The sequence below is a fragment of the Tractidigestivibacter sp. genome (assembly GCF_057241865.1).
This window is the reverse complement of the sequence record NZ_DBHHPX010000052.1, coordinates 1-12,930: the sequence shown is the minus strand read 5'-3', so window position 1 is coordinate 12,930 and position 12,930 is coordinate 1. Positions and strand designations below refer to the sequence as shown.

Annotated in this window: 12 protein-coding genes; 1 reads left to right on the top strand and 11 read right to left on the bottom strand. The window is 59.4% G+C overall.

The genetic code is table 11. The features are described from left to right. Positions 1–751: 751 nt before the first annotated feature. From ACO59D_RS11975 to ACO59D_RS11935, 9 genes are all read right to left on the bottom strand, one after another. On the bottom strand, positions 752–961 hold the full coding sequence (locus tag ACO59D_RS11975; RefSeq protein WP_485127182.1) for a hypothetical protein: 210 nt from the start codon (positions 959–961) through the stop codon (positions 752–754). Between the two features lie 80 nt (positions 962–1,041). Further along, entirely contained in the window at positions 1,042–1,956 is a 915-nt protein-coding gene (locus tag ACO59D_RS11970) for a ribokinase (protein ID WP_485127181.1), read from the bottom strand. A gap of 25 nt (positions 1,957–1,981) precedes the next feature. Further along, entirely contained in the window at positions 1,982–2,962 is a 981-nt protein-coding gene (locus ACO59D_RS11965) for a nucleoside hydrolase (protein WP_485127180.1), read from the bottom strand. Between the two features lie 40 nt (positions 2,963–3,002). Continuing rightward, a complete protein-coding gene (locus ACO59D_RS11960) occupies positions 3,003–3,998 on the bottom strand; it encodes an ABC transporter permease (RefSeq protein WP_485127179.1) in 996 nt (331 codons plus the stop codon). Further along, complete coding sequence (locus ACO59D_RS11955) at positions 3,995–4,117, bottom strand: hypothetical protein (RefSeq protein WP_485127178.1); 123 nt, start codon at positions 4,115–4,117, stop codon at positions 3,995–3,997. The genes ACO59D_RS11960 and ACO59D_RS11955 overlap by 4 nt, the downstream gene beginning before the upstream one ends. Continuing rightward, positions 4,117–5,127 carry an ABC transporter permease gene (locus tag ACO59D_RS11950; RefSeq protein ID WP_485127177.1) on the bottom strand — a complete coding sequence of 337 codons (1,011 nt, stop codon included), beginning with the start codon at positions 5,125–5,127 and terminating at the stop codon, positions 4,117–4,119. Before ACO59D_RS11950 ends, ACO59D_RS11955 begins: the two co-directional genes overlap by 1 nt. Beyond that, on the bottom strand, positions 5,120–6,676 hold the full coding sequence (locus tag ACO59D_RS11945) for an ABC transporter ATP-binding protein (RefSeq protein WP_485127176.1): 1,557 nt from the start codon (positions 6,674–6,676) through the stop codon (positions 5,120–5,122). The genes ACO59D_RS11950 and ACO59D_RS11945 overlap by 8 nt, the downstream gene beginning before the upstream one ends. A gap of 121 nt (positions 6,677–6,797) precedes the next feature. Beyond that, complete coding sequence (locus tag ACO59D_RS11940; RefSeq protein ID WP_485127183.1) at positions 6,798–7,886, bottom strand: BMP family lipoprotein; 1,089 nt, start codon at positions 7,884–7,886, stop codon at positions 6,798–6,800. Between the two features lie 77 nt (positions 7,887–7,963). After that, positions 7,964–9,352: an ADP-ribosylglycohydrolase family protein gene (locus ACO59D_RS11935; RefSeq protein WP_485127175.1), complete on the bottom strand. Its 1,389-nt coding sequence runs from the start codon at positions 9,350–9,352 to the stop codon at positions 7,964–7,966. A gap of 210 nt (positions 9,353–9,562) precedes the next feature. On the opposite strand from ACO59D_RS11935, the gene ACO59D_RS11930 reads away from it, so the two are divergent. After that, complete coding sequence (locus ACO59D_RS11930) at positions 9,563–11,455, top strand: PfkB family carbohydrate kinase (protein ID WP_485127174.1); 1,893 nt, start codon at positions 9,563–9,565, stop codon at positions 11,453–11,455. Between the two features lie 86 nt (positions 11,456–11,541). On the opposite strand, the gene ACO59D_RS11925 is transcribed toward ACO59D_RS11930, so the two are convergent. Beyond that, positions 11,542–11,817: a hypothetical protein gene (locus ACO59D_RS11925; RefSeq protein WP_485127173.1), complete on the bottom strand. Its 276-nt coding sequence runs from the start codon at positions 11,815–11,817 to the stop codon at positions 11,542–11,544. A gap of 99 nt (positions 11,818–11,916) precedes the next feature. Then, positions 11,917–12,360, bottom strand: a complete 444-nt coding sequence (locus ACO59D_RS11920) for a hypothetical protein (RefSeq protein WP_485127172.1) — start codon at positions 12,358–12,360, stop codon at positions 11,917–11,919. Between the last annotated feature and the right edge of the window lie 570 nt (positions 12,361–12,930).

The following is a 12,930-nucleotide window of genomic DNA, read 5'->3' as shown; positions in this document are numbered from 1 at the left end:
TAAGGCTTGTCTGCCAAAATCTCATCGGCCATTATTGTTCTCCCGGGCATAGCCAGCTGGACGAGAAGAACTATTGTCCATATTTGTACACATTGCAAGAGCCGACCCCGCAGACGAAAGCCAGACGTCACGGCGATGGGCGAGTCGTCGTTCGCGATGCTGTGCGGAGTGGTGCCACGGCCCGCGTCGTCGGGGCCCGCAACGCGCCACAGGCCCGACGGGGGCGGCGACAGGGCCCGCGAACAGCGCGACACGCATCGTAGTAGCCGTCGGAGGGCCGGGGACAGACGAGAGGACCCGCACGCATGTGGCCCGCAGGACATCCGAGGGACACCCCAGGCCCGAGGCGATGCGATGCGCCAAGCGACACGTCGCACGCGAGCCTTGCTACGACATCATCGCCCAGAATCGCATGCCAGAAACGGCTTGACAATCAGAAGGGCATCACACCCCTGGTCTCGACGTCTCCGCAACCATCGCCCAGCATCGCCCCTCTCCAGCGGTGGGGCACGTCTCTGGCCACTCCGTGGCGGCCGGCGACTTCGGCGGCCGTGCCGGGCCTTGCTCCCAGCTCGGCCACGGCCCGCGCCTTCCCCTCGAGGGATACGTCACCTTTCCTGAGACCCGGGCCCCTGTGCCTGCGCCAGCCGGAGGCCAACCCGTCCATCCGGTCACGAGCGTCTCGCTGCCCTTCGGGTAGCCGAGTGCACGCATGGTCCCCGCAAGGCCCTTCCCCCGCCCCAAGCGGTAGTCAACCGCGGTCCGTCCCTCGTCCTCGGTGTACCTTTTGCCTGCGGCGACCATCCTCCAGGAACCTTTCGCCGCGAAGCCGGTGCTCCTTCCGCCAATCGTAGAGTGTCTGGCGGTTGGGATGGCCGAGTTCCCGTATCGTGTTCGCAGCGCTGCGGTCGAACCTGATGATGGCTTCCATCGCAATCCGCCCCTGCTCCTTGCCGTACATCAGTGCGTTCCTCCTGGTTCCTTTTGGTCCAGGATCACCACCGCAATCCCTTCCGTCGATTCTTACCCTAGCGAATACAACTACCTCTCCTCCCTCTCCGAGATGAACGCTTCGACCTCGTACCGCGTGGGGATTGAGGTCGCCGCCCCCGGCCGCGTCACGGCAATTGCCGATGCCGCGGCCGCTCTCCTCATCGCCACCTCGATGGGCTCCCCCTCCACAATCCCCGCAAGGAGATAGCCTATGTACGTATCCCCCGCTCCCGTAGTGTCCGCCGTCTCGACGGCATACGATCCCTGCACAACCACAGGCTCGGACGCGCGGATGCAGCGAGAGCCGCTCTTGCCCAGAGTCAAGACGGTCGTCGCATGCGGGAATCGCTCTCCCAGAATTCTCTCGAGCGTCGCGACACCGGCATCGAGCCGGGCACCGCAGAGCCAAGCCGCCTCCAGCTCGTTCAGGACGAGGAGGTCAACCGCACCCAGGTCCACGGTGCTCAGCCTCTCGTCCGCCGGCGAGGGATTCAGGGCAACACGCATCCCCGACCTCTTTCCCGCGTCAACAATCCGGCCAAGGCCGTTGACCTCGTTCTGAACGAGCAACCAGTCGCCACTCGCAAAGCCCGAGAAGGCGCTGCCGATGGTCCCCTCGCCCAGGGACTGGTTCGCTCCCCCGTGGAGGATGATGCAGTTGTCCCCCCTCTCGTCCCTCTGGATAATGGCGTGGCCGGTACTCGCCTCGCCATCCACAGCTATTCGTGAGGTGTCCACACCCTTTGACGCGAGTAGGTCCACCAGGAATCTACCGTCCCTACCCACCTGGCCGGCATGAAAGACCTCCGCACCCGCAAGAGAAAGAGCGATGGATTGGTTGAGCCCCTTCCCCCCTGGGTAGCGGTTCAGGGACTTGGAGGAAATCGTCTCTCCCGCACGGACGAAATGTTCGACATCGTATACGTAGTCCGCATTGAGCGAACCAAAGTTCAATATCCTCATTTGAACGCCCTAACTAGACGAAGCGCTACTGGTATCGGGCAAGCGTGTCATATACGAGCTTGAGATACCCGTCGTAGTCCAGCTCGAGTGCCGCCTCGGCGTTAGGATCGTCGCCCTTGTAGCCGGTCTGGGCATCGCGCTCGATGTCGCATTCGGGGTTCGGGCCGCAGAGGTGCCTGTAGTCGCAGACCGTCATCCCACGCGTGAGCTTGCCGGAAAGCTCGACGTCAATGTGCATGGGAGCGCTCTTGATGAGCGAGGGGTCAATGAGCCATGCCGCGGCGCAGGCGTCGTGCATGCACGCGACGGTGGGGTCGTCGAGCTTCTTGCCCGCGGAGGTGAAGAACTCCGTGAGGTCCGCCGCGAACTCCGATGCCTGCGTGCCGATCTCCCGGAAGCGCCGAACCGTCTCGGAGGTGAACCCGCACTGCCGGGTGAGGTTGAGACCCGTCATCTTCACGTGGATACCGCTGTTGAAGACGCGCGCCGCCGCCTCTGGGTCCACGAGGATGTTGAACTCTGCCGCGGGTGTCCAGTTTCCAAAGGTGACTGACCCGCCCATGATGCATATCTCGCTTATGCGCTCGGCGATACGCGGTTCTCTGTTCAGCGCCTCCGCAACGTTAGTAAGGGGACCGGTAGCGAGCAGCGTCACGTCATCGGTGCCCATGACGGTATCGACGATGAAATCGACGGCATGTCCCCTTTGCACCTCGTGAGTTGGGGCGGGCCGATGGTGGCCGTCCAAGCCGCTCTTGCCGTGAAACATGGGCGCAGTTACAAGCTCTGCAACCATGGGACGGCTGCAGCCGGCGTACACGGGAACGTCATCCGCATGGCCAATCGCTTCGAGCACCGTAAGCGCGTTGCGCGTGACGTTCCCCAGCGGCGAATTGCCGCCTACGCCGGTAATGCCGAGAACATCCAAGTGCTGCACCGCAAGCATGATTGCGAACGCATCATCATGCCCCGGGTCGCAGTCCAGAATGACCCTCTTCGTAGACATCACAATCACCTCTCGACGAATGTACTTGGGTGAGGAAGCGTCATGCGTCTTCTGCCGGAACCGCTGCGTCCGCCTTTGCTCCGCCTTCTCCGCCGGAGCCTTCGACAAGCAGCTTCCGCTCGCGGCGCTGCAGGTTGATTGAGAAGACAACGAGTCCGACAAGTGTCGCGATGTAAGGAAGTGCTGTGACCAACTGGTCTGGGATGCCCAGCGTGCTTGCAAAGGTCGAGAGGGCATAGAAGAAGCCGAAGAGGAGAGAAGTGCCCAGCGACCCAACGGGGGTGTTGCTGGCCATGGCTGTGGCGGCAAGCGCGATAAAGCCGCGGCCACCGGACATGCCCTTGGAGAAGTACGGCAGGTACGACATGGAGAGATAGGCACCCGCAAGGCCTCCGAGCAGGCCGGATATAGCCAGCGCGATTAGCTTGGTCTTGTTCACGCTCACGCCAACAGATGACGCAGCATCAGGGTTTTCTCCCACGCTGCGGATGCGCAGCCCCAGCTTCGTCTTGTAGAGAAGGAACGACATGACAGGGATTGCAAGATAGGCAACCCAGGCCAGGATGCTCTGCCCCGACACAATGGATCCCACGAAGGGGATGTCCTTGATGAGGGGGAGCGTGACCGTAGGGAGCGTCCCCGTATGCAGGGAGGTCGTTGCAGAACGATCCCCTGTGAGCACGTACATGAGGAAGGCCGAGAGGCCCGCACCGATCAGGTTGACCGCGATGCCCACCAGAATGATGTCAACCTGGAGATAGAGGGCGAAGTAGCCAATCAGGAGCCCCATGACAATGCCAATAACAACGGCAACAGCCAAACCAACCCACACACTACCCGAATATGCCGTCCCAATGACACCTAGAAAGGCCGCGAGAATCATTATGCCTTCCTCGGCCATATTGGTACTTCCGACGTTCTCGGCAATGGCGCAGCCTAGAGTCGCCAGAAGAATCGGGACAGTCGTGCTCAGAACGGTGAAGTAGAAGTTGGGGTTAGATACGATGCCGCCGAGGGTGACAAAGAAGTCGCTCATGCTGCCTGGCCTCCCTCTCCTGTGGCGTTCCGTGCCTTGCGCTTTCGGTCTGCATCGGCGAACACCATCTTGCGGTAGGTTCCCGAAAGGAACTTCTCAGCCATGATGAAGAGGACCATCACGCCTTCGAACACCGATACGAGATCAATCTGAACGCCCGCCTTGAATGACATCGCCAGGCACCGGTTCTAAAGTAGGCAAGGAAGATGGCAGCCAGCGGCAGGTACTTTGGGTTGTTCCGGGCGAAGATGGCCATCGTGACGCCATCCCACCCATAGCCGGTAAGCGAGGTCCACTGGAAGCGCTGATATAGCCCGAGCATCTGGACAGCACCGGTCATGCCACCCATCGCTCCGCCAATGAACTGGGACAGCAGGGCCAGGCCGGATACGCTCAGACCCGCATACTTTGCGAACGTCGGGTTCTGCCCGACCATCCTTATGGCCATGCCGAGCTTCGTCTTGTAGAGGAAGATGTAGGCAAAGACAACAGCGGCAATGGCGAGGATGAGGCCTGTGTGGATTTTTGTGCCGGGGATGAGGACCGCCAGGCCGGCGTCCTCCCCAATGGGATAGGTATGCTCGCTCGAAGACGGGTCCTTGAATACCCTGAAGAGGAAGAACAGCCCCACGTACAGGCAGACGTAGTTCATCATCAGCGTCGACACCACGATGTTGGCCTTGAACTTGTACTGCAAGAGCGCGGGTATGGCGATGATGAAGAACCCGATGAGACCTCCGAGGAGGATGGAGAAGATGGGGCCAAGCACCGGGAGGTTGGGAACTAGGTAGATCCCCGAGAGAGCGGCCACAAGACCGCCCAGGTAGATCGTTCCCTCGAGACCGAGGTTAAACTGGTTGGCGGAGAACATGATGCACACCGCAGCCCCGCTCATCATGAGTGGGATGATGACCTCGACCATGTGCGAGAAGTAAGAGGTGCCCATGAACGGGGCGGCGATGAAGTAGGTTAGCGCCCTTGCGGGCTCCTTTGCGGTGAGCGCTATGAGCGCAACCGCGATTCCAAGGCCAATGGCGATTGCCACCGTCATGCGCAAGATTCCGTGCTTCGTCTGGACGCTGACGCCGCGAATCCGCTGTAGCAGGCCCATGTTGGCATTCTTAGGCAATGTAGGCACCTTCAATCATCTCCGAGGGCATCCTCTTCACTCCGAGCATGTAGTAGCCCAGCTCCTCCTCGCTGACCGCACTGACGTCTGGGAAGTAGGCGACTATCTCGCCGTCGAACATGACGAACAGCCGGTCGGAGAGGTTGAGGAGCTCCCCTAGGTCCGCGCTGACGAGCAGGATCGCGCTCCCGGCGTCGCGCATCCGCACGAGCCTGCGCCGGATGGAGTCCGTGGCGCCAACGTCGATCCCACGCGTGGGCTGGTCGCAGACGATGAACTTGGGCGAGCTTGTGAGTTCGCGCGCTACGACGACCTTCTGGATGTTGCCGCCGGAGAGCATGCCCACAGGCTGCGTGGCCCCGTCGCAGAGCACGTCATAGTCCTTGACCCAGGCGTCCGTATCCTGATTGATCGCCGCCTGGTCAAGCAGCGGGCCCTTGTTGTAGCGCGGGGCGTCAAGCTTGTCGGCGATCATGTTCTCCCTGATGGAGAGGTTGCCGGCAACCCCCATCACCATGCGGTCCTCGGGGATGTAGCCCATTCGGTCCTGTCGAAGGCCATGGATGTCGGTGCTCTGCACGTCGTGCCCGTCCATGGTGAGAGAACCTCTGCCCACGGGCTCGAATCCCGTGATGGCGTCGATGAGGACCTCCTGACCGTTGCCCTGAACGCCCGCGATGCCGACTATCTCCCCCGTACGGACGCTGAAGGAGATGTCGTTGACGGCCTGCTTGCCGTTCCGATCGAAGAGGCATAGGTCCCTCGCCTCGAGGAACGCGGCCCCCGGGACTGCGGGTTCCTTGGGAACCTCAAGCTCCACGTTGACGCCCACCATCATGCGGGAGATGTCGGATTCGCTGACGTCCTTCATGTCGTATGTGCCTGTGGTGTGTCCTCGCCTGATAACGGTCACTCGGTCGCAGAGCGACTTTACCTCGCCAAGCTTGTGGGAGATGAACAGGATGGTGTGTCCATGCTCCCTCAGCGCCCTAAGCTGCACGAAGAGTTCAGAGGTCTCCTGGGGCGTAAGTACGGCGGTCGGCTCGTCCAGGATCAGGATCTCGGCCCCGCGGACGAGGGCCTTGAGTATCTCGACCTTCTGCTTCTCCCCCACGGTCAGGTTCCTGATTCTAGCCGCCGGGTCGACTTTGAAGCCATACTTCTCGCAGGCCTCTCGCGTGATGTCCATGGCGCGCTCGGTGTCGAAGCGCAGCCCGGCGACCGGCTCGATGCCCAGCGTGATGTTTTCGGCCACGGTAAGGGACGGAACCAGCATGAAGTGCTGGAACACCATTCCAATGCCGTTGGCGATTGCCGCCTGGGGATTGGTGAGTTTGACCTCTTTCCCCTTGACGATGATGCGCCCCTCGTTCGGCTGCTCGATCCCATAGAGCTGCTTCATGAGGGTCGACTTGCCAGCGCCGTTCTCACCGCAAATCGCGTGAATCTCGCCCTTGCAGGCCGAGAAGTTCACGTCATCGTTCGCCATAATCCCGTTGTCGTAGACCTTAGTAATATGCTCGAGCCTCAGGAAGTCATCGCCATCCATCGCGTCCCCACCCCCTCGTGTCCGCCATCCATACGAACGGGAGGGGCGCACCAGCCCCATAGCAAAGGAAAGGGAGAAGCCATGAGGGAGGACGGGCCGGTGCGCCTACCCGTGGTTGTCTCTAAAATGCGGTGTCGACCTTTATCTTGCTGTCAATGATGTCTTGCTGGGCCTGGTCGATTGCCGCAAACTGGTCGGCGGTGAGCACTTCCTTGGTCGTCGACGTGACGGAGTAGCCAACGCCGCCCTTGTCCAGCCCGTAGGTCACGACCGTCCCGTAGGGCAGTGCGCCCTTGAGCTCCTGGCCGGCTGCATCGAGGAAGGTGTTATTCACGTTCTTCTGCATCGAGGTGAGCGTATGGGCCGCCTTGTCTGTGGCGCCCTGAGACTCCCAGTACTCTCCCTGGTTGCCGTCGACGCCGATGACGTAGTAGCCATCCCCCATCTCGACGGCGGCATCGAACGCACCGAGGCCGCAGCTGCTGCAGCAGGAGAAGACGATGTCGTAGCCCTGCTGGTACAGCGCCTTGGCGTGGTCGTGCCCTATTGTGGAGTCGCTGAAGCTCTGCGTCCAGTCGTCGACCACCTCAACGGAGGGGTCGGCGGCAGCCACGCCCTGCTTGTAGCCCAGGAAGAAGTCCTGGAGCACCTTGTTCTCCATACCTCCCATGAAGGCGACCTTCTTGGTCTTGGTCGCATAGGCGGCGGCCATGCCGACAAGATAGGAGCCCTGGTTCTGCGCAAAAAGCATGCCGTAGATGTTGTTATGGGGCTTGGAGCTGAAGTCCCACGACTCGTCGAAGAACCAGATCTTCGTGTCGGGATACTGCATGGCGACCTCATCAGCATACTCGACCATGTCGAACGTGCCCATCACCATGATGTCCCAACCCTCGGAGGCAATGTCCAGAGTGGTCGGACCCCAAACGGAGGTGTCATAGCCCATCTCGCGAGTGTCCGTCTCGAACTGGTCGCCGTACTTGTCCTCGATCATCTGCATACCCTCGTGGCCGGAGTCATAGAAGGACTTGTCACCCAAGGTGCCGTTAATCACGTACACAATCCGCTTCTTCTGGCTGCCGCTGTCAGAGGAGGAGACTGTCGTGGGGCTCCCGCTGTCCGGCTCGCTAACACAAGCACTCAGCCCCAGGCCAGCGACGACCAGGCTGCCTGCTCCGATGAACTGCCTTCTGCTCACGTTCCTTGTCATGTCCCTCACCCTTTCTCCCTCGTGTCACCAACGAACTTCCATCCCCTTGCATCCCGCATAGGAGAGACCCCAATTGATTAGGCAAGGGCTCTGGCCACCGCGCAGGTCCTCTCCGCAATCTGGCAGAGGCTGAGCGTCTTCATTCCCCACATGTACGTATCGAGACGGTCGCCGATTGGCTCGCTCCAGTACTCTGGAATGTCATCCTTCTCATGTGCCGTGCACCACACGGTCATCACCTGGGCGGCAACGCAGTCGACGTCCTGCCCACATCCGCCACAGATTTCCAGGACATGGGTGAAATCATCCCCGCCGAACCAGAGCGCGATAACCTCGATTGCGGCATTGGGATACGCATGGACCCAGTTGTAACGCTCGAGCCTCTTCTCACAGGGACGCCATGCATCCAGCCAGTTGTCGTGCGACTCACACTGCTCCAGCGCGAAGTCGACCACGCTCCTGTACTCGCTGTCCACGGGAATGAGCTCGATGGCGTCGCGAAGGAGCCCTCGCATATCGCCTTTATAGAACGCCATCGAAGTGAGCACGGCGTTGAAGACCTCACCGAGGATCCCGTTGCCCGAGTGGGAGATCTCCCCATCGTGGAACGCCGCCTCGGCAGCCTTCCTGGGGTTCCCGGGCCAGATCTGCCCGCAAATCGCACCTCTCATCTGGGAGCCAATCCACTCGCAGAACGGGTTGTTGAATCTTCCGCTTTCCGGGGGCATGATGCCGCAGCGAAGGTTCCTCAGGGCCATCTCCTCAGCCGACCAGCCGAACCCGATCCTGCTCATCCACTCGTATGCGATGTCCTTGCTCGTGGTAGCCGCACCATGATTCTCGTAGGCGACCAGCAGCGCGAGCTCGTAGGTGATGTCGTCATTGTAGGTGTTAGGCGTCCTGACATAACGCCTGACGGGGCCATACGCCTTCCGGATGTTGTCGGTGGTGTAGCCCTCGAGGCAGGTCCCGTACGCCCCGCCGATAACCTGGCCTAGCCACCCGGCATATATCAAATCGAACAGGCCATCGCCCATGTCCACGGCTACGGCATCTGGAAAGCTGACGGCGGAGGAGTACTCCTCGAAGGTATCGTAGAGCCTGTAGTGCCAGTAGTCGGACGTTTCGTCCACAACGGCATTACGGCATCCTTCGAACAGCTGATGTGTCGCGCGGTGGAGGCCGACCATGTCATCGCATGATATTGCCGTAAAGCCTTCCATGAGGAGCCTGCCGGCGTCCGGCACAATCCGACCCCTGTTCTCCGTAGCTTGGATCATTGCAACCGCAAGGACCTCACGTTCCAAGGAGCCCGGAGCCTCAGACCCCCAGTAAGTCTTCACGGAGCGGTCGAGGAGCTTGTCCACATTGTCAGACTGCTCCTCCCATAGCACCTTGTCATCACTCGGTAGCTGACGGGGAATCTGGCAGTCTCTGGTATGACGCTCAATCTCCCAAGCCCTCACGGTGCGCCCTCCCTACAGTTGTCAGGTTGAGAAAACATTTTCCTAAAATGCTTTCTTTCAAGTTGATGCGATGGTATATTTGCCAGAACCAAACTGTGGAGTCTAGACCGCCAACGGTAGTCATTAGCAGGGTGAGTGTTAGCTGAACGTCAGTGTCGGCAGGGTATATGGCCGTTAAGGCCGCATCGCCCCTACTGAGGAGCCATACGGATGGATATCAAGAAAATCGCACGCATCGCAGGGGTTTCGCCGGCTACGGTATCCAAGGTCGTAAACCACAAGGACTCAGCCATCAGCCAAGAGACTCGCGATAGGGTCGCACGAATAGTCAAGCAATATCATTATGTACCCTATTCCTCTGCCATCACGAGACAGAACGCCAGGCGAGTCATCGCGGTCGTCCTAAGGGAGCCCGTCTCGTACGACTCGGTGCTAGACGGGATACTCAGGACCGCCCAAGCGAACGAATATGTACCTCTCGTACTGGACAGCTACTCTAGCGCCGAAATGGAAGAGCAGAACATCGATTCCATACTCGAGAGCGGATGCGCTGGAATCATCTGGGAGCCCGTGGCAGAATCCAGCCGCATCCTGGAGAAAAAAATCGAGGATTCGCAGGTCCCGCATCTGCTCATTGGAATGTACGGTGGCAGCGACAGCTTTGTACAGCCCTACTACAAGGCTGCCCACCACATGACGCAGGAGATGATTATCCGCGGTCATCGAGACATTGGATGCCTTCTCTCGCAAAGCAGACGCACCGAGGAATTTCTCCAGGGGTACAAGGACTGCCTGCTCGAGTCCGACATCAGCCTGCGCGATGATCTTGTCTTTTATGACGTGGGGGCAAACATCGCCAGCATGATATCCGAGAGAAGGATGACGGGGATAATCTCCTCCCACTTTCGTGACGCCATACGGTTTTCCCAGCTCATGGGAAAGCTACATCACCACATCCCTGCCGATATCTCCCTCATCTCGCTCCGAAGCGAGGGCACCGATGCGCAGGAGGGTAACTGTGACACATCGATATCGACCTGCCCTGTCAGGACGGCGGAGTTCGGCTCCTTCCTGTGCGAGAGGCTCTTGTCATCTATCGAGGGACGCAACTCGAGGGAGAGCTATGCCCCCCACTACGAGCTCGAGAACACGAGCACTGTCTCCGCCCCCATCGAGCGCGGTCCGGAAAAGGTCGTCGTGGTGGGGAGCATCAACTGCGATTCCTACATGCTTGTCCCCAGGCTACCGAAGGCTGGCACAAGCGTCAGTGCCCTCACGACGCAAAGCTTCCCTGGTGGAAAGGCCACCAACCAGGCCGTGGGTATCGCTAAGCTAGGGTTTCATGCGGCCGTCATTGGCAATGTTGGCTCAGACTTCGAGTCGGATGACTTCTATCGCGTTTTCGACCGATGGGGAATCGACGACTCGAGCGTGAAGAGGATTGGGGAGACTGAGACCGGCAAGGCTCTGATATTCGCAAGCCCCCAGGGTGAGACAGCCATCTCCCTCATACCAGGGGCCAACTCACAACTGACCCCCGATGACATTCGGAGCCGCGCCGCAGCTTTTGACGGTGCACGCTACTGCCTTGTTCAGACCGAGGTGCCCGTGGATGCGGTGATTGAGGCATGCCGAATTGCCCGTGAACGAGACATCAAGACGGTTCTCAAGCCATCCTCATGCGGGGAGCTTCCTGCGGAACTCCTGAGGTTTGTCGACTGTGTCATCCCCAACGAGACTGAACTCGACGAGATCTGCCCATCCGTCGAGGGTGGGTTGGACGAGAAGGCGAGCTGGCTTCTTGGCCAGGGACCAGAACTCGTCATCGTCACGCTTGCCAACAGGGGGTGCTATCTCTGTTCGCGAGAAACTAGGAGTTTCTTCCCGCCAAGCGCCTTCGTTGCGGTCGATGACGCGGGTGCTGGCGACGCGTTCATCAGTGCATTCGTTGCCTCCCGGATGTTTGGCAATAGCCTTGAGAGATCGGCTAGGATAGCCAACTACGCAGCCGGTTTTAGCGTTACCCGGCACGGGGTCATATCGTCGCTTATTGATAAGTTCTCGCTCGAGATGGCACTTGAGAGCGAAGATGTGGGAGCATAGGCGCGGATATCTCCCGATCGGCTTCACCCAGTGACGATTTCAAGCGAGGGATTGTCCTCAAGCATTCTTTTCTCGTATCTAACGGTCTAGATAACGAGGGCTGACCGATATCGATCGATGCCCTTGTCCGATGAGAGCGTCAGGGACACTGCGAAGGCGTCGGCATCGGGGCGCAGACCGCTGGCGCTTCCGCCGTCCTTCCACACCTTGGTCAGCACGATATCGGTGCCCACAAAGATCACGGCGTTCGACTCAAGTGTCAGTATGGAGTTGCCCTCGATGTCAAAGTCGAGAACGGTATTAAATACGTCCCGCTTGTCGTTGAACGCGGGCCCCACCCCATCGCTTACCGCGTAGGACACTGAAACGTAGCCACCTTTGTTGGCCTTTAGGGGTTTCGTGGACGCCAGGAGCAGCAAGTCGGCATCAGAGGCATTGGCGACTTCGGTATATTCGCCAGGCTACGGAGCACGGTTTACGTTATATGTCACGCCTAGGTTCAGCTTGATGCACTTGACCGTATAGTTCGACGAGGTCTCGATCGATGCGAGACTGAGCGGAAGCTCAGCCGTACCCTCGGGGGTGAACGAGTCGCCCACGCTGGTGGTCTTGGAAAGCATAGGGACGAACGACGACGTTGAGTTCGCCTCCACACCTGCGTTGTTTCTGACGGCAATACGGACCGTGGCCGTATCGCCCTTCTGCAACACGGCGGTGGTTGCCTGCGCGTTCGCCAGATCATAGGAGAAGTCGGTGACGGTGCCAGTCTGCCCATCCTTCACGGAGAACGTCGAGACGACAATGATCTCGGACGCATGGTCGATGGTGTACTTCCATGCCTTGACCTGCGTACCACCCTTGTCGAGTGCGCCGACGTACTCGGGCACGCTGAGCGTGCTCTCCATGACTTTCAGGTCGCTATAGGAGAATCCCTCGGACAGCGTGCATGCAGGGTAGCAATAAATGGAAATCTTGCCGCTATCGTTGGCAAAAGTATGTGCGTTATTTCAAAGGACACTCAATTAGAATCGGGCCATAATGAAGAGGCAAATATGGACCGTCGATATGAGGCCATCCTGGCATTGCTCAATGGGGGAGCAATTGTCTCCGGGAATCATATTGCCTGCCACTTGGGCGTAAGCGTCCGTACAGTGATTGTGTCTAGAAAGACGCTCCTATGGTGTGTCATTCTCGACACTACCGAACTCTTAGGGACCGCCAGTTGTTCAGTCGTGCGTAGATACCATGGTGGGATAAATGGTTACAGGGGCGAGGGAGTTCGTTAGGCCAAACGAGACTTGACTCTCTGAATAGTTCAATCTTTCCGACCGCATTTGGACAGCGGCTTGGACAGCGTTTGGACAGGAAGCCGTACGAAAAATGGCCTGCCAGCAGACGAGCTGGTAGACCATATGGTTCGTGGTGGGCGTTAGAAGATTTGAACTTCTGACCTCTTCCGTGTCAGGGAAGCGCTC